Consider the following 16560-nt stretch of genomic DNA (forward strand, 5'->3'; position numbering starts at 1 on the left):
CGGTCAGCCGATCAGCGCGCGCACGTTGAGGCCCTCGTCCTGGAAGCGTTCGAGGAGTTCGAGCTGTTCGGCTTCGGTGCCGGCGGTGATGATGACGCCCCACGCGGTGGTGGACTCCTCTTCGTCGGCGTCGCCGAGGAAGTCGTCGTTGCCGTCGAGGGCGTCGTCGGCGAGTTTGTCGAGGAGGTCGTCCATCTCGTCGTTGTTGTAGCCGGTGCCGTCCAGGCCTTCGGGGGTGTGCTGAAGGTCCTTGAGGAGTTCGGCGAGGAGTACGTCCTCGTAGCCGTTGTCGCCGGCCTTGTTGTCCATGAGGACGATGCGCTTGGCGGCGTCGTCGTCCACGTCGACCTCGACGATCGGTACGCGGGTCGCGCCGAGGAGTTCGCTCGCTTCGTGTTGCCCGTTCCCGGCGAGGACGTAGCCGGTCGCCTTCTGCACGACGATGGCGCGCCAGAACCCGTAGCGGGTGATGGAGTCCTGGATCATCTCCAGGTCGTGGCGCTTGGGATTGCCGGGGTAGCGCTTGACGGAGTGCAGGTCGCGCAGTAGCGGCTGGAGGTCGGGGGCGCAGGTGGGTTCACTCACCGTCGTCCTCCTGGGCGTGGAGGTCTGGGCGGTTGCAGTAGAGGCGGCCGGAAGGCGTGTGGGTGTGCTCGTGCTCGGGCGGCTCGGACGGCTGCTCGTCGTCGCGGCGGGCGATGCCGGCGTTGGCGAACATGACGGTCTCGTCGAGATGAGTGAGCGCCAGGCTCTTCTCGCGGGAGTCAGGCACGTGCTCATCGATGGTGAGCGCGAAGTTCAGTGCGAGGGCGCGCAGCTCTTCGTACTTCGCCGCCTGTTCTGCGGTGGCGGGGTGGAACGTGAATCGTGTCGCGAGCTCTTCGGCGCCGATGGTCATGCGTAGTCCTTGAGGGGTGCAGATGGAGCGGCAGCGTGCCGAGCAGGCCGGGGATCTGCCGGTGAGGGGTGCCGTCGGGGTGGATGGTGTCGAAGGCGGGGTCAGGGTGGGGGCCGCGTCGCATGACGGTGCCGGCCTCGACGAGCAGGGTGCGCGTCGTGGTGGGGGCCAGGCCGAAGGCCGCGGCGAGGTCGAGGATGGAGAGGTCGTCGCTGCCGTACTCGGTCTTCAACTTCTGCGCGAGGGCGCGGCGTTCGGGGGTGTGGCGCCGCGGGATAGCGCGGACGAGGTAGCTCGGCATCAGTCGCCGTACGTGCGCTGGGCGGGGATCGCGAGGGCGACGGGCTGAGTGGTGTTGCGGCGGACGGGGCCGGAGGTGCGCAGCCGGGTGCCTGCCTCGATGAGGAGGCGGCGGGTGCAGCCGTAGGAGAGGCCGGACATGACGGTGCACTGGCGGATGGAGTATCCGCCGTCGTAGGCGGTGCGGAGTCTGGCGGCAGCCTCAGTGCGCTCGGTGCCTTTGAGACGCTTCGTCATGTTACCGACGGTAACACTACGATCACTTAACGGAATGGATCGGCTCGCGCGGGACGACAGGACGCCGGAAGAGCACGCGAGGTCCCCCGCGCCCTGCCGCCCACGCCGCCCGATCTTCGCCAACTCCCCCACAAGCGGGGACGGGAGAGCCGCGTGGGCTCGGGCGAGCCACCCGGCATAACGTGAGAGAAAGTGATCAATTACGCGTAACCGCCACTCCACTGAGAGCGACAGCGGGACCTACGACCCCACCGCGCGGGGCCTTTCGACTCTGCAACTGCCCAGGTCAGCGCGCCTAGCTTGGAATCATGACCCCCCACAGCCCTGAAACCGCCTCCGCCGAGCAGACCTCGCCGCAGGCCCGCCCGGCCAAGGAAGCGCTCAAGGCCCGGTGGCGTGAACTGAACGAGCGCCCCTTCGGCGGCTACGACACGGCGCCTCAGGCGCCCGCGCCGGCGCCGGCTGCCGTGCCGACGATGTCGGTGACGCGGACGAAGAAGAAGACCTCCCACACCTTCCACCTGTTGATGACGGTCCTCACGGCCGGCGTGTGGGGCCTGTTCGTGTGGCTCCCGATGACCGTGTGGAACGCTTCGGGGATCAACAAGAAGAAGTCGGTCACGCGCTACCAGTAGCCGCAGGGCGCGTTGTTGGCGCTTCCGTCAGCCGAGCTGGAGGTAGGCGGACAGCAGGAGGTTGCTCTCCACGGACAGCGGCACGGTGTAGATCTGCCCACCGGCCAGCGCGCGCGATGACCGCGCGGACCTCGGCCGCGGTGGGTAGATTCACGCCGCGAAGAGCTCCATCTGAACGTTGTCCGGCCAGTTCGGAAGGTGGAGGCCGCCGCGGGCCTCACGCATCTCGCGGCACTTGGTGCGCCGACATGTCGAGGGACCGTAGACGCTGATCCCGGAGTCCTCGATCCCCTGGAAGGTGCCGACATGGCAGGCTGGCGCGGGAACCCACTCGCCCTTCCATCGCTTCAGGGCCGTCTCGTGGATCGTCATGCTGTTCGGGAGGGCGACGCACCGGCCCGCCGGGTACTTGGCGCGGGCGGTCTGCGCTATGGCCTGTATGTGATCGGTACCCATGCTTCCGGATTATCCGCAGTACACCTTGATCACGCCACCGACTAGCCATGTACCGCACATTGCTTGTGTCGCGCACCGTCTGTAACGGTACAGAGAGCGGCAGTGCCGCGCCTCGACATCGAGGCGCGGCACCGTTCACGTCAGCGACGCTGCCAGAAGACCCAGCAGGCGGCGGCGATCACCCCCTGGACCGAGGCCACGGCCGCCGAGGTCACCGAGTCGATCGAGCTCCCCGTGACGCCGAGCGCAGCGGTGTAACCGCCGGCATAGCCGGTGGCCAGAGCCACGAGAAGGCCGTTCGACCTCTTCGGCTCTTCGCCTCGGCCGGGGAAGGGTTGCATACTGCTCATGACAGCCAGACCTTTCTGGGTCGTTGGTTGGCCGTCGCCCCCGGATGCGCTGTGAGAGGTGGGTCTGGGGGCGACGGGGTTCTAGAGACCGCTCGTAACGGTCAGGAATCGTCGCCCTGGCTCTCCAGGGCTGCGAGTCGGCGCTCGATGGCTTCCAGCCGGGCATCGCCGCTTCGGCGAGTAGCAGCCTCAATCAGGGCCTGGATTTCAGCGGCGTCGGTGTAGCGAAGTGGTGGCATGCTCAGCCTCGACCGTGACCGCCGCAGCCCCTCCCCCGTGTATTGGCTTCGAAGACGATCTGCAAGCGGCTCGGCTGATTCATCATCCGGAGCGTCCGCCACGCGTGAGGCCGCTACACAGAGGCCCAGCAGGCGTTCGATCTCCGTGTCGGAATCATTTGACTCTGCGCCGTCAGACTCCGGGTCAAGGCCAAGGCTCCTCACGACGGAGGCACACTTGCTCCGAAGCCAGGCAACCTCTTCCTCGGAAAGATCAGATCCCACACTCCACGGCGCCCTACGCGCCCGCGGCAGGAAATCCGCGTAGCCCATATTGCTGGACTTCCCCGCCGCCATGTGGACGTTGATCGGCGCAGCATGCACTTCAGCCAACACGTTGTCGCCCACCGTCGCGGTCTGTCCCGACGCAGCGAGCGTCGCGTTACGCAGGTCTCGAAGTACGTCCTGGTCATGCACGATCGCGTCAACTTCGTCCCACGTACGCTCCACGAGCGCGTACGCCATGTCGAAGGCGGAGATAAGGATTGCGGCGCGAATGGGCTTGAGCGGACCACGTGTCTCGCTCTCGACGACACCTCGCTCCATCACGTCGGCGACCTGCTCCTCGAACGGACCTGCCACCTGCCCATATCGCTTGTAGACAGCGGACTTTGACATACCGCCGTGAGCCCTGCCGATCTGCTCCCAGGAAGTTCCGCGCTGCCGCTCGGCGATGACGGCCTGACTCATCAGCTCTTCGGCCTTGTCGAGCAACCGCTGCGCCTGCTCGACGAGTTCACCAGGCCTCGTCGCCTGCGCCTGCTTGGAACGGCTGTCACCGACGACGAAGGGGGCGGGCCCCTCCTGGGCCGCCGCAGCCAACACGTCAGTGATGTTCACGCCGGAAGACTGGCGCACCATCCGACCATCCGTCAACTCCACAACCCATCAACGTTCCTAAAGGGAAACGTCGGCGTGCACTAATCGCTCATCCGATGGGTCGTGTGCGCAGAGAAGAGAGCAGGTCGTGCGCAGATCGGGCGGTGCAGACCTCGGCATGCTCGATCATCACGTGCCAGGGCTCGCGCGGATCCGCGCCGAGACGGACGACACCGTGGACGAGGTGGCGCCATATCGTCGGAGGGAGTTGGTCGGCGGGGTACTTGCGTGGCTGCATGGCTACGGCGGAGCCATCGGCGCAGGGGTGGACGTGGGTGGGCTGCGCGCAGTCGGGGCAGCGTCGGAACATGCAGCGCGAGGGCCGGACGTCGGGGCAGTCCTCGGGTTCGGTAGCGGTCATGCGGTGGTTCCCATCAGCAGCCGCATCCACGAGGCGGGCGTGCGGTGCGCGAAGACCACCATCGGCCGTATGACTTCCTCGATGCGCGCCGAGCGGCACATCAGGGACCGTGCCGGGTGGTCGGGGTCCGGTCCGACGACGCCGACGGGAACGACCCGGTAGAGGGCGCCGTCGGGGTAGAACGCAGCGAACACCCGGGCGTCGTCCTGTCGGGTGGAGACGTAGACGACGTCTCGCCGTGCGGTCCAGGCAGGCATGTCGGGTCGTGCGAACTGGGACAGCGTGCGGTCGGTGCCGCTGATGTCGGGCGGGAGCAGCAGGGCACCCTCGGCAAGGCCCGGGATGCCGCCGTGGAAGTAGTCGGGCAGGGTCATCGCAGCCTCACCATCAGGTCTCGGTCGAGGTCGTCGTGGACGACGTGCATGTGCTCGTCGACGCCGTGAGTGCCGCCCTGCACGGGCAGCCCGCAGAACCCGCACGAGGAGCGCCACAGTGTTGGGTCGACGATGGTCTCTGCGATCTCGCGGGCGGTGACGACCTCGTAGGTCAGCCCGGTGCGCGTGGTCTTGAAGTACCGCTGGCGGGGCATCATGCCTGCCCTGTGCTCGGTGTTCTGCGGCGCGAGACGAGCGCGCGCAGTGTGCGGATCCGTTCGGCGCGTTCCTCCGGCGTCAGTGGCCGGCCTGCTGTGCAGGTCGCGCTCGGGTCGTGGGTGCAGAATCGGTGGGGGTCCACGGGGCGCACCATGCGTTCGTCGTCGCGGTCCCAGACCTCGGGCTCATTCATCGGCCGCCGTCGCTTCCTCGTGTTCCATCTCGGTGGCCAGTTCGCGCAAGACCTTGGCGGTCTCCAGGCAGTAGGAGCGGCGGATGGAGTCGAGGTCGTCGCCGGTCACCGTGAAGTCGGCCTGGGCGATCACGGCCTCCTCGCCACCCCCGGGCTTCGTGACGACCTTCACGGACACAGGCACGCTCACTGTCGGGCCCATCAGGCGAGTTCCGCGGGCAGGTAGTAGGCCTCGTTGTCGGCCAGGCCCTCGAAGTCGAAGCGCACGAGCCAGCGACGGGCGGCGAGTTCGCGCAGGCAGCCGCGTACGCGGTCGCGGCGGTCGGCCGCGTACGGGGTCAACGACTCGGCGGTGAAGGGGACTTCTGAGGGCATGGCGCGCAGGCGGGCGAGAACTCCCTGCGCTGCGTAGGAGAGTTCGCGTTCACGGCAGGCAGTGGGCAGAGGGTCGGGATGGATCGGGGAGAGCGTCATGGGTTCTCACTCGGATCGGGTCGGTTCAGGGGGGGGCGAAGCCGTAGGCGGGCGCCTGAGCGACTTCCGGGGCGAGGGGCGTGGATCGCGTCAGCGGGGACGGGAGCCGTCGCCTGAGGGCGCCCAGGGGGCGTCAGGCGGTGTGGTCTTTGCGGATCAGGGCGCGAACCTGTGAGGCGCGTTCGGCGACGTCGGGGATGTCCGGCGTCTCGGCGTCGTCGCGGGCCGGGGGCACCGTGCTCATGAGGACTTCGCGCTGGGGGCGTCGGCGATCCGGCTTGCCTTCGCCTTGGTGAGCGACGAGCGCGGGACGGGGGTCGCTGCTGCGCATCGAGGGAAGCCAATCGGGTCTCGCCGAAGGCGCTGACGGCTCTTGCGAGATGAATCGATCTTGATGTGCCGAGCCCCCCGCTACAGCACCTGTCTCTACTACCTCAGCTCTCTCATGTACTTCCAAAGAACTCATATAAGGAGGAGGGGTGCTCGCGAGCACCGGGGGGTGGGTGCTCGCGGATACCTGGGGTGGGTGTTCGTGAGCACCTGGGGTCTCGTATTCCTCGCTTCGCCCCTGGGTGCTCGTGAGCACCTGGGGTGGGGTATCTGTCTCGGGCTCGTCGCCGAGGTGCAGGTCGTACTCCTTCTCCAGCGCCGCTCGTGCGCGGGCGCGGCGGTTGCGGTCGTTGGTGAGTACGGCGGACATGTAGGTGAAGACGGCCAGGTCGCTGACCCCGTCGGGGCGGGTTAGGCGCCATACGGCCGGGGTGGACGTCTTGGAGTCGTGCTCGGCATGGAGCAGGAGCCAGCCCCCGGCGCTGAGGGCTTTGAGGACGCGGCCGGCGAAGTTGGGGGTGGAGCCGCGCCCTGCGAGTTCGGCTCGGGACTTGGAGAACAGACCGTTGGGCTCGGCGAGGATCTGAACCCGGGAGGCGATGTCGCGCACGCTCGCGGTCAGGCCGGGCATGTGCTCGACGCCGTCCCAGGCCTCGTGGAAGCCGACGGCCCACGGGTAGGGCTTCATCGGCACGAGCCGGGCGTTCTCCGGGAGGTCACTCACCTGACGATCACCATCCGTGGCGCCCTGTCACGCTGCGGAGTTCCCCCTGCGCAGGGGTGTTCGCGAGTCGAGATCTTGGGCGTCATGCAGACGTTTCTAGCATGTTCGTGCTGAACGCTGCAAACATCCCTGCGGGAGCACAATTACGCTCGCAATGCGGATCAATGCATATTCGGGCACAGAGTTGCTATGCTCGCGGCATGACGAATAGCGCGCTGGCGCCGGTCCAGGTAGACGTGGACTGGGTCGCCAACATCAGCGAGTCCGTACGCGTCGCCGTGGGCATGCTCGGCCTGACCCAGGTCGAGATCAGCCGTCTGATCGGCACCTCACAGCGCGCCATCTCCAACAAGCTGCGCGGAGTTACCCCGTGGGACCTTCGCGAGGTGCAGAAGTTCGCCGCCCTCTTCGGCATCCCCCAGGAGGACCTGTTCGCGGGAACTGAGGCCTGGCTGCCGCACCTTCGTGCCCTTTCGACCACCGGAACAAACCCCGAATCCTTCGGGTAAGGTAAGGCTTACCTGCAAACGATCGTGATTCGGTGGTCCCTGCATGCCCCTCATCACCCCGGCGCACACCGCGACGGACACCGCGGTCTCGGCCGCGTACGCCCGCCTCACCGAGGTGTTCCCGAGCCTGCGCATCATCGAACTCGCCCCCGAGGAGCAGCTGCCCGAGGGCGCCGGCTGGGTCCGCAGCGCCCGGCTCGCCGAGGGCGGCGCGGCGCTCGACACCTTCCTGGCCTGGGACAACGCCCAGGTGCTCAAGGACTACGGCATGCAGGCCCGCCCCGACGTCGTCGCCAGCTTCGGCCTGCACCGCTACGCCTGGCCCGCGTGCCTGCTGATCACGGCCCCCTGGTTCCTGCAGCGCCGCGTCCCGCGCTTCCCCGCCGCGCACGTCTCGTTCCAGCGGGCGCTCGGCCGGATGGCAGTGCATGTGACCGAATTCTCGTGCCTGCCCGACGACCCGGCCGCCCGGCTGCCCGGCGCGCACGTCGTCCCGGACGAGGCGGCGCTGCGCGCCGAGGTGCGGTCGGCCGTCGCCGAGCACCTGGGCCCGGTCCTCACCGGCTTCGGCCCGCGGATGCGGCGCGGACCGCGCGCCCTGTGGGGCATGGCGACCGACGAGATCGTCGAGAGCCTCTGGTACATCGGCCATCTGCTCGGCGAGGAGCGCCGCGCGATGACCGAGCTCGAGGAACTGCTCCCCGGCACGACGAAGCCGTACGTCGGGAAGGCCGCGTTCCGTGAACTCACCGGCCCGGGCGGGGAGTTGCTGCCGACCCGGGACCGCGCCAGCTGCTGCCTCTTCTACACGCTGCGCCCCGAGGACACCTGCGTGACGTGCCCGCGCACCTGCGACGCGGACCGCATCACGAAGCTCACCGCAACCGCCGCAGCCTGAACCACCCGTCCGTGTGACGTAAATCGAACTCAACTTCCCTTCTGGCGGCGGGAGTTCGAGCGTACGGCCGCTTTACGCGCCCCCTTGCACTCCAATGGCGTTCTCTTGTCCCGAAACCCCCTGCGGGCCCGGACGGCTGGAGCAATATGGCCGCCGAAACGCCCTATCGCTAGGCAAGGGACCCCAGATGAGACTGACCGACATATCGCTGGACTGGCTGCTTCCGGGCGCCGTGCTGCTCCTGGGCCTGCTGGCGGCGGTTGCGGTGCTCGCGCGCGGCAAGCGCGCCGGGGACACCGGCAAGCACGGCGCGTCCGCCGACGAGTCGTGGGAGCGCAGCGAGGAGCGCCGCAGGCGCAAGGAGGCCGTCTACGGCACCGCTTCGTACGTGCTGCTGTTCTGCTGCGCCGCCGTCGCCGCCGCGCTCTCCTTCCACGGCCTGGTCGGCTTCGGCCGGCAGAACCTGAGCCTGTCCGGGGGCTGGGAGTACCTCGTCCCGTTCGGCCTGGACGGCGCCGCGATGTTCTGCTCGGTGCTCGCCGTGCGCGAGGCCAGCCACGGTGACGCCGCGCTCGGCTCGCGCATACTCGTGTGGACGTTCGCGGGCGCCGCCGCCTGGTTCAACTGGGTGCACGCGCCACGGGGGTTGGACCACGCGGGCGCCCCGCACTTCTTCGCGGGGATGTCCCTGTCGGCCGCCGTCCTCTTCGACCGCGCCCTGAAGCAGACGCGCCGCGCGGCGCTGCGTGAACAGGGCCTGGTGCCGCGGCCGTTGCCGCAGATCCGCATCGTGCGCTGGCTGCGCGCGCCCCGCGAGACGTACAGCGCCTGGTCGCTGATGCTCCTGGAGAACGTGCGGACGCTCGACGAGGCCGTCGACGAGGTGCGCGAGGACAAGCGGGAGAAGATGCGGAACCGGATGCGGCAGCGTGAGCACCAGAAGCTGGAGCGGGCGCAGCTGCGGGCGCTCAGCCGCGGCCACCGCTACGGGAACGGCGGCGGCCGCCAGGTGGAGACCGCAGGCTCAGCGGAGCCTGCCATATCGCCGCCGGACCCGCCCTCGCAGGACCAACTCCCGTTGCGCGCCCGGCCATCGCTCCAGGCGGTCAAGACCGGCTCTGAGCAGCTGACCCCGGTGACCGTCGACCTGACGGCGGAGGACGACACACAGGCGCTGCCGCGGCTCGACACCCTGGAGCAGAAGCTCAAGGACCTTGAGCAGCAGTTCGGTTGACCGCCGAGCGCCGTTCCCCGCCCACGGCGGCGTCGCGTCACGCGACGCCGCCGTCCAGTTCGAACCACACCACCTTTCCGGTCCGGCCAGCGCCCAGCGCCATGACGCCCCAGGCGTCCGCGAGGGACTGCACCAGGAGCAGGCCCCGGCCGTTGGTGCCGCTGTTCCCGTTGATGCCGTGCGTACCGTCGTCGGCGTTCGGTACCCGTAGCTTCGGTCTGCGCGACGCGCAGTCGCGCACTTCGACCCGCAGGCCGCGCGGGCCGACTGTCGCCGTGAGTTCGGCCTCACGGTCGGTGTGCACCAGCGCGTTCGTCACGAGTTCGCTGGTGAGCAGCTCGGCTATCTCCGATCTTCCCGGCCTGCCCCAGTGCCGGAGCAGTTCCCGTATCGCACGCCTGGTCTCCGGTACGGCCCTCAGATCCGCCCTGCCCAGCTTGCGCGTGAGCTGTCGCGGCGGAACGTCCCCCTGTCGGCCCCCGGTCTCCTCCGTGTCTCTTGCCTGCCTCTTCATGGCCCCCGCCCACACGCTGATCCCGATGCCCTTCTGGTGTCGCTTCTGGACGTCGAACGCGTACACGGGGATGCATGCCCGGTGGGCATGTCGGCACTCTTGTTGATTCGTCCACCACTAGCGAATGTCGAGGAGTGTCCAGGGGGCGCTGGGGGGAAGGAAGCGTGGGGACCTCGGCAAGACCAGCACCGGAAGGAGCCGCTGTGCACGACGACCGACACCTCGTGGAGGGCCGACTCGAGCGCGCGATGCGTCAGTTCGTACGTCCCGCGCAGTACGCCGCGCGGACGCCGCTGACGCTGAGCGTCTGGCACGCGCCGGGCGAGCCCGTGCCCGTCGGGCAGGCTCTGCAGGGGACGTACGCGCCCTTCGAGCCCGGCACCGTCTGGGGAAAGCCCTGGTCGACCAGTTGGTTCCGGATCGAGGGGCGGGTGCCCGAGGAGTGGGCGGGCCGGCACGTCGAGGCCGTGGTGGACCCCGGGTTCACCGGGCAGGGGCCGGGATTCCAGGCGGAGGGCCTGCTGTACGACGCCGCGGGCGTGCCCCTCAAGGGCATTCATCCGCGCAACCGGCACCTGACGGTCGCGGCCCCGGCGGTCGGAGGCGAACCGGTGCATCTGCTGCTGGAGGCGGCGGCCAATCCGACGGTGCTGCGGGACTTCGAGCCCACCTATGTGGGTGACGTACTGACCGCGGGAGATCGCCCCATCTACCGATTCCACTCTGCCGACTTGGCCGTACTGGACGAGGACGTCTGGCACCTTGTGCTCGATGTCGAGGTGCTGTCGGAGCTGATGCACGAGCTGGACGCGGACCGGGGCAGGCGCCACGACGTCCTGCGGGCCCTGGAGCGGATGCTGGACGCGCTCGATCTGCACGACGTGGCGGGGACGGCGGTCGCGGCCCGCGCGGAGCTGGCGGACGTCCTGGCGCGTCCCGCGCACGCCAGCGCCCACCGGGTGTCGGCGACCGGGCACGCGCACATCGACTCGGCGTGGCTGTGGCCGCTGCGCGAGACGGTCCGCAAGGCCTCGCGCACCTTCGCGAACGTCACGGCGCTCGCCCGCGACTACCCCGAGCTGGTCTTCGCGTGCTCGCAGGCGCAGCAGTACGCGTGGGTGAAGGAGCACCAGCCGCACATCTGGGAGCGCATCAAGAAGGCGGTGGCGGACGGGAACTGGGCCCCGGTGGGCTCGATGTGGGTGGAGTCGGACGCGAACATGCCGGGCGGCGAGGCGCTGGCCCGGCAGATCGTGCACGGCAAGCGCTTCTTCCTGGAGGAGCTGGGCGTGGAGACGGAGGAGATCTGGTTGCCCGACTCCTTCGGATACACCGCCGCCTTCCCGCAGTTGGCGAAGCTGGCGGGGGCGAAGTGGTTCCTGACGCAGAAGCTGAGCTGGAACCAGACGAACAAGATGCCGCACCACACCTTCTGGTGGGAGGGCATCGACGGCACCCGCGTGTTCACCCACTTCCCGCCCGTGGACACGTACAACTCGCAGTTCCACGCACGCGAACTCGCCCACGCCGAGCGGAACTTCGCGGAGAAGGGCGGCGCGTCCACGTCGCTCGTCCCCTTCGGCTGGGGCGACGGCGGTGGCGGTCCGACGCGCGAGATGCTGGAGCGGGCGCGCCGCCTGCGCTCCCTCGAGGGCTCGCCGCGGGTCGAGATCGAGAAGCCGTCGAAGTTCTTCGAGAAGGCGCACGAGGAGTACGGGGCGAAGGCCCCGGTGTGGTCGGGCGAGCTGTACCTGGAGATGCACCGGGCCACCTACACGACGCAGGCGAAGACGAAGCAGGGCAACCGTCGCTGTGAACACGCCTTGCGCGAGGCCGAGTTGTGGTGCACGACGGCCGCGCTGCGCGACCCGTCGTACGCCTATCCGTACGACGCCCTGGACCGCATCTGGAAGACGGTGCTGCTGCACCAGTTCCACGACATCCTGCCGGGCTCCTCGATCGCCTGGGTGCACCGGGAGGCCCGCGACACCTACGCCCAGGCCCTCGCCGAGCTCGACGAGATCACAGCCGGGGCCGTACGGCACCTGGGCGGCGGCGCGATGTCGGTGCTGAACGCATCTCCGTACGCGCGCAGTGAAGTCGTCGCACACGACGGGCAGTTGGTGCACGTGACCGTCGACGGGCTCGGCACCCGCTCGCTCGCCGAGGCCGCCGGGCACACCCGCGGCCCCGGTGCGCACGCGGCGGCGACGCGCGAGAGCGACTCGATCGTCCTCGCCAACGAGCATCTGACGGTCACCATCGACAGCGACGGACTCCTCACCTCCGTACGGGACTTGGGGCACGGCGGCCGCGAGGTCCTCGCCCCCGGCGCCCGCGGCAATCTGCTCCAGCTGCACCCCGACCACCCCACGCAGTACGACGCCTGGGACCTGGACGCGCACTACCGGCACACCCGCACGGATCTCACGGACGCCGACGCGGTGGAGCTGGTGGAGGACGGTCCGCTGCGGGTCTCGGTCCGGGTCACGCGCACCTTCGGGAAGTCCACCGTCTCCCAGGAGTACCGGCTCGCGGCGGGCAGCCGGCGCCTGGAGGTCGTCACGGACGTCGACTGGCAGGAGTCGGAGAAGGTCCTCAAGGCGGCGTTCCCGCTGGACGTGCACGCCGAACGGTCCGCTGCCGAGATCCAGTTCGGGCACGTGCACCGGGCCACGCACGCCAACACCGGCTGGGACGCGGCCCGTTACGAGATCTGCGCGCACCGCTGGCTGCGGGTGGCCGAGGAGGCGTACGGGGTCGCGCTGCTCAACGACTCGACGTACGGCCACGACGTGACGCGTACGCCGCACGAGCGCGGCCTGGGGACCACGGTCCGGCTGACGCTGCTCAGGGCGCCGCACTCCCCCGACCCGGAGACGGACCTCGGCACGCACCGCTTCACGTACGCGCTGGCGCCGGGCGCGACGACGGGCGACGCCGTGGCCGGGGGGCTCGCGCTGAACCTGCCGCTGCGCAGCGCCGAGGCGCCCGCGCTCACGCCGCTCGTGACGGTCGACGACCCGGCGGTGACGGTGGAGTCGGTGAAGCTGGCCGAGGACCGCAGCGGCGACGTGGTGGTGCGGCTCTACGAGTCGCGGGGCGGGCGCGCGAGCGCGACGCTGACCACCGCGTTCCCGGTGGCGGGCGCCGACGAGACGGACCTGCTTGAGCGTCCGCTGCGGCCCGCGGACACCTCGGCGTCCGGACTCGCGCTGTCGCTGCGCCCGTTCCAGATCCTGACGCTGCGACTGCGTCCGGCCTGACGGCAGGGGTCATGCCGCGCCGGTACGTGCCGCTATCCGGTACGTACCGGTCGCGCAGCCCGTGATCCGCCAACCGCCGCTCGCCCGAGCCGACTTGATGTCGGTCACGCCGTGCACGGTGAGCCGCGGCGCGGGCGCGCCCGGGAACCACACGTCGAGGGTGCAGGAGCGTGCGCCCTTCGCCGTGCCGCTGAACTCCAGCGCGTGCGGCGCGCTCGACAGGGCCTCCAGGGTTCCCGGCACGGCGCGCGGATAGGGGCGCACCACAAGGGACTTGGCGTCGGCGGCGGGCGGCAGGGCCTTGCCGGTGGCGCAGTCCTGCCGGTGGTAGTTGCCGATGGTCGGCTCCGTGGTGCTCGACTCGGGGCTGCCGCAGGCCTGCTTCCACACCCAGAAGGCGCCGCCGATCCGGTGCTCGTCCGCCGCCGCCTGGTACCGCTCGGCCAGGGCCTGGGCGCGCTCGTCCGTGAACGGGAACCAGCCCCACTCACCGCTCCACACCGGCATCCCGTACGCCTTCGCCTGCCGCTCGGCCAGCGCGAAGCCGCGCTCGACGGAGACGAGGGTGATGCCGAGCGACTGGTCCATGGTGATCGACTCGTTGTAGAGGTGCGGGGCGAACACCGTCCACGGGTCGTCGGTGAAGCCCGGCAGCGGCGTCGCGGCGAAGCCGAGCCCTGACCACAGCACGCTGGGTTCGAGGAAGGCCAGGTGGTGGAAGCCGCCCGGGGCCCCGTTCTCCGCGGCGCGGATCGCCTTCAGCGCCCGGTCGTAGTAGGCGCCGAGGAGTACGGAGCTGTCGGTGCTCGCGTCGTCGCCGAACCCCGGCTCGTTGTAGAGGCCGTATCCGGCGACCGCCGGGTCGGCGGCGAAGGTGCGCGCCAGCAGGGCCAGGGTGTCCACGAGGTGGCCCTGGATGCCGTCGGTGTCGTGGTAGAAGTTGCTCGCCGCGCGCTGGACGGCGGGGGTGGTGTCCCGGTCGAGGCCCTGGCAGCGGGAGAGCCCGTCGGTGAGCGTCGCCCAGGCGGGCGCGCCGTCGAAGCCGGGCAGCGGCGTCGGGCAGGTGCTGTCGGCAGGGGCTCCGGTGTAGCGGGAGTAGGCGTCCTGGTGCAGGTCGATGTCGGTGTAGAGCCCGTACTTGGCGGCCCAGCCGACGGCCTGCCGGATGCGTGCCAGGTAGGCCTGCGACCAGTGCCCGCGGGTCGGTTCGAGCCGGGACCAGCTGACGTTGAGGCGTACGACGTCGAAGCCGGCGGCGGCCATCTGCCGGAAGTCGTCCTCGGTGAGCGGGAGCACGGTGGCGGCGCCGGGGCGGCCGTTGCTCCGGTAGTCGTTGAGCTGGTTGACGTTCACGCCGCGCAGCAGCACCTGACGGCCGTTCACATCGGCGATGGTCCGGCCCCGCACGGTCAGCGCGGGCAGCGGCCGCGACGCGGTGGCCCGGGCGGCGGCGGACACGGTCGCGGTGCGGTCCGGGGGTGCGGTCAGCAGGTGCCCGCCGACGGCGGCGAGCGCCACGAGGACCACCGCCGTCACGCCTGTTCGTACGGTCGACAGGCGGCGGGCGAGCAGCCCTGCCGGGCCGAGCGCCCAGCCGAAGGCGAGCCCGAGCGCGAGTCCGGCCCCGACCGCCTGCCCGGCCTCGGGGATCGCGGAGAGGTCGCCGCCGTCGGAGACGGCCCGGTACACGGCGATGCCGAGTCCGTCGACGGCCCCCGCAAGGGCGCCCGCGCCGAGCGCGCAGACCCAGCCGCCGATCAGCAGCCCGGTCCCCCGCGCCTGGGCGAACCGCCGCTCGCCGTGCCGTTGCAGCACGACAGCGGCGGCGGCCACCAACAGGGCCGACACGACGGGCAGTTGGGCGGCCAGGCCCGTGGCGACCGAGACGCCGGGTGAGGACGAGGTCAGCAGGCCGAGCAGCAGCAGCCCTGCGGGGAAGGCGGTCAGCGCGGTGCGGACGACGATCGGCCGGAGCTCGGTCCCGGTCGGGGTCTCCGGCTCCCGCCGCCGGGACAGCAGCGCCGCGGCCAGCGCGGGCAGCCACCCCAGCAGGGCCGTCCGCTCGGCCACGAGTCCCGCCGACCAGAGCGCGACCGGCAGGAGGTCCGTGCTGCCGCTGTGCACGGCGACGCCCGCGGTGCCGGCGACCGCCTGCCCGAACCTGGCCAGTCCGCCCGCGAGGACGCACACCCCCCAGATCCGCAGCAGTACCCGGCCGCGCCCGGCGCCGGGCCCTGCGGTACGCACCGTCACCAGCGTGCCCGCGTACGCCACCGCGGCCAGGACCGGCAGGAACACCAGGCCGGACAGCGACCACAGCCCGTGCACGGACCCGGCGCGCAGCGTCTGGGCACCCACCGGGGCGAACAGGCCCGTCGGGTCCGCGTACGCGGCGACGAGGCACAGTGCGGTGAGCAGGGCTGCGGCGGCGGCCGCCGCGGCGTGGTCCTGGTACCTGGGGCGCGACATCGAGCGATCGTAGAGGACGACCGTCCGGGTCAACTGTCCTGCTGCGGTCACGAGTTGGTGACGGTACGGGCGCGCACGCGCCGGTGCCCGGCCCCCCAGCAAGTAGGGGCCGGGCACCGGCGAGACGTGCGACCTGCGGTCGTCAGAGGATGCTGATGTCCGCGAACAGGTCCAGGTCCAGCAGACCGCTGAGGCCGAGGTCGATGTCGATGTCGGCGTCCAGGCCGAGCGCGACGATCAGGTCGGCGTCGAGCCGGGTGCCGATGGCGAGGTTGGCGTCGACGTCCAGGGCGGCGTCGACGTCGACCGTGGCGCCCGCGTCGACGTCCACGTCGACGCAGGCACCGATGTCCGTGCCGAGGTCGACCAGGGCGGCGGCGTTGAGCTTGATGCCGTCGTTGGCGAGGTTGAGGGTGGCGACGGAGCTGCCCTCGGCGATCGCGGCGGTGGCGGTGCGGACGTTGATCGAGCCGAGCACGACGGCGCGGACCTTGGCGCCGGCCTCGACGTTCGCGGTGATGGCACCGCTGCCGAGGTTGACCTTTAGGCCGGAGACGACGACCTTCTTGCCGCCGTGGGACAGCTGGATGCCACCCACGAGGTTGACCGTACCGCCGGTGACGCGGTGGTTCTTGTGGACGATGGTGCTGCCCTTGCCGACCTTGAGCTGGATCGCTCCGTCGACGTCGACGGCACCCTTGACGGCGGCGGTGACGATGCCGTGGGCGTCCAGGCCGAGCGCGGCGTTGAGGTCGAGGGAGAGGCCCGCGCCGACGAGCGGGGTGTCGGGGGACGGGGCGACGGAGGTGGCGGCCGGGGCGTGCTCCGGGGTGGCGGCGAACGCGGCCGGGGCGGCGAAGCCGGAGACGAGGAGCGCGGCGACGGCGACGGCGGAGACGCGGCGGTAGGACGTCATGAGTGGCACGGACCTTCCTGTGGAGAAAGTGTGATGGTCACCTCGT

20 protein-coding genes are annotated in these 16560 nt (G+C 70.3%); 5 read left to right on the forward strand and 15 right to left on the reverse strand.

The genetic code is table 11. The annotated features are described in order from the left end of the window. Nucleotides 1–3: 3 nt before the first annotated feature. The 3 genes from ACIBUY_RS05935 to ACIBUY_RS05945 form a co-directional block, all read right to left on the reverse strand. Nucleotides 4–585, reverse strand: a complete 582-nt coding sequence (locus tag ACIBUY_RS05935) for a ParB N-terminal domain-containing protein (RefSeq protein ID WP_365567387.1) — start codon at nt 583–585, stop codon at nt 4–6. After that, entirely contained in the window at nt 578–898 is a 321-nt protein-coding gene (locus ACIBUY_RS05940) for a hypothetical protein (protein ID WP_365567389.1), read from the reverse strand. Before ACIBUY_RS05940 ends, ACIBUY_RS05935 begins: the two co-directional genes overlap by 8 nt. A gap of 300 nt (nt 899–1198) precedes the next feature. Beyond that, the gene (locus ACIBUY_RS05945; RefSeq protein WP_365567391.1) at nt 1199–1435 is read right to left on the reverse strand and encodes a helix-turn-helix domain-containing protein; all 237 of its coding nucleotides are present in this window, start codon (nt 1433–1435) and stop codon (nt 1199–1201) included. Nucleotides 1436–1743: 308 nt separating this feature from the next. On the opposite strand from ACIBUY_RS05945, the gene ACIBUY_RS05950 reads away from it, so the two are divergent. Continuing rightward, nucleotides 1744–2070, forward strand: coding sequence for a hypothetical protein (locus tag ACIBUY_RS05950; RefSeq protein ID WP_365567393.1), 327 nt, complete (start codon nt 1744–1746; stop codon nt 2068–2070). 150 nt (nt 2071–2220) lie between these two features. On the opposite strand, the gene ACIBUY_RS05955 is transcribed toward ACIBUY_RS05950, so the two are convergent. The 9 genes from ACIBUY_RS05955 to ACIBUY_RS05995 all read right to left on the reverse strand — a co-directional run bounded on the left by ACIBUY_RS05955 (nt 2221) and on the right by ACIBUY_RS05995 (nt 6708). Beyond that, entirely contained in the window at nt 2221–2526 is a 306-nt protein-coding gene (locus tag ACIBUY_RS05955; RefSeq protein ID WP_365567395.1) for a hypothetical protein, read from the reverse strand. 140 nt (nt 2527–2666) lie between these two features. Continuing rightward, entirely contained in the window at nt 2667–2876 is a 210-nt protein-coding gene (locus ACIBUY_RS05960; RefSeq protein ID WP_365567397.1) for a hypothetical protein, read from the reverse strand. Nucleotides 2877–2977: 101 nt separating this feature from the next. Continuing rightward, nucleotides 2978–3994 (reverse strand): hypothetical protein, encoded by a 1017-nt coding sequence (locus ACIBUY_RS05965; RefSeq protein ID WP_365567399.1) that lies wholly within the window; start codon nt 3992–3994, stop codon nt 2978–2980. An 88-nt stretch (nt 3995–4082) separates the two neighbouring features. Next, nucleotides 4083–4394: a DUF6083 domain-containing protein gene (locus ACIBUY_RS05970; protein WP_365567401.1), complete on the reverse strand. Its 312-nt coding sequence runs from the start codon at nt 4392–4394 to the stop codon at nt 4083–4085. Then, nucleotides 4391–4768 (reverse strand): hypothetical protein, encoded by a 378-nt coding sequence (locus ACIBUY_RS05975; protein ID WP_365567403.1) that lies wholly within the window; start codon nt 4766–4768, stop codon nt 4391–4393. Before ACIBUY_RS05975 ends, ACIBUY_RS05970 begins: the two co-directional genes overlap by 4 nt. After that, nucleotides 4765–4986: a hypothetical protein gene (locus ACIBUY_RS05980; RefSeq protein WP_365567405.1), complete on the reverse strand. Its 222-nt coding sequence runs from the start codon at nt 4984–4986 to the stop codon at nt 4765–4767. The genes ACIBUY_RS05975 and ACIBUY_RS05980 overlap by 4 nt, the downstream gene beginning before the upstream one ends. 186 nt (nt 4987–5172) lie before the next feature. Beyond that, nucleotides 5173–5364 carry a hypothetical protein gene (locus tag ACIBUY_RS05985; RefSeq protein WP_365567407.1) on the reverse strand — a complete coding sequence of 64 codons (192 nt, stop codon included), beginning with the start codon at nt 5362–5364 and terminating at the stop codon, nt 5173–5175. Between the two features lie 17 nt (nt 5365–5381). After that, on the reverse strand, nt 5382–5654 hold the full coding sequence (locus ACIBUY_RS05990) for a hypothetical protein (RefSeq protein ID WP_365567409.1): 273 nt from the start codon (nt 5652–5654) through the stop codon (nt 5382–5384). 133 nt (nt 5655–5787) lie between these two features. Next, on the reverse strand, nt 5788–6708 hold the full coding sequence (locus ACIBUY_RS05995) for a hypothetical protein (RefSeq protein WP_365567411.1): 921 nt from the start codon (nt 6706–6708) through the stop codon (nt 5788–5790). 200 nt (nt 6709–6908) lie between these two features. On the opposite strand from ACIBUY_RS05995, the gene ACIBUY_RS06000 reads away from it, so the two are divergent. From ACIBUY_RS06000 to ACIBUY_RS06010, 3 genes are all read left to right on the forward strand, one after another. Then, entirely contained in the window at nt 6909–7217 is a 309-nt protein-coding gene (locus ACIBUY_RS06000; RefSeq protein WP_365567413.1) for a helix-turn-helix transcriptional regulator, read from the forward strand. Nucleotides 7218–7260: 43 nt separating this feature from the next. Beyond that, nucleotides 7261–8115 carry a (2Fe-2S)-binding protein gene (locus tag ACIBUY_RS06005; protein ID WP_399151894.1) on the forward strand — a complete coding sequence of 285 codons (855 nt, stop codon included), beginning with the start codon at nt 7261–7263 and terminating at the stop codon, nt 8113–8115. A gap of 187 nt (nt 8116–8302) precedes the next feature. Further along, complete coding sequence (locus ACIBUY_RS06010) at nt 8303–9349, forward strand: DUF2637 domain-containing protein (protein ID WP_365567417.1); 1047 nt, start codon at nt 8303–8305, stop codon at nt 9347–9349. 37 nt (nt 9350–9386) lie between these two features. Here the strand turns inward: ACIBUY_RS06010 and ACIBUY_RS06015 are convergent, their stop codons facing one another. Beyond that, nucleotides 9387–9863: an ATP-binding protein gene (locus ACIBUY_RS06015; protein WP_365567419.1), complete on the reverse strand. Its 477-nt coding sequence runs from the start codon at nt 9861–9863 to the stop codon at nt 9387–9389. A 203-nt stretch (nt 9864–10066) separates the two neighbouring features. Between ACIBUY_RS06015 and ACIBUY_RS06020 the strand changes: the two genes are divergently transcribed. Next, the gene (locus tag ACIBUY_RS06020; protein WP_399151895.1) at nt 10067–13129 is read left to right on the forward strand and encodes an alpha-mannosidase; all 3063 of its coding nucleotides are present in this window, start codon (nt 10067–10069) and stop codon (nt 13127–13129) included. A 9-nt stretch (nt 13130–13138) separates the two neighbouring features. Here the strand turns inward: ACIBUY_RS06020 and ACIBUY_RS06025 are convergent, their stop codons facing one another. Further along, nucleotides 13139–15598 carry a glycoside hydrolase family 5 protein gene (locus tag ACIBUY_RS06025; RefSeq protein WP_399151896.1) on the reverse strand — a complete coding sequence of 820 codons (2460 nt, stop codon included), beginning with the start codon at nt 15596–15598 and terminating at the stop codon, nt 13139–13141. 142 nt (nt 15599–15740) lie between these two features. Further along, complete coding sequence (locus tag ACIBUY_RS06030) at nt 15741–16523, reverse strand: hypothetical protein (RefSeq protein ID WP_399151897.1); 783 nt, start codon at nt 16521–16523, stop codon at nt 15741–15743. Between the last annotated feature and the right edge of the window lie 37 nt (nt 16524–16560).

Source organism: Streptomyces sp. NPDC050085 (genome assembly GCF_044460595.1).
In the GTDB taxonomy this organism is placed as follows: Bacteria; Actinomycetota; Actinomycetes; order Streptomycetales; family Streptomycetaceae; genus Streptomyces.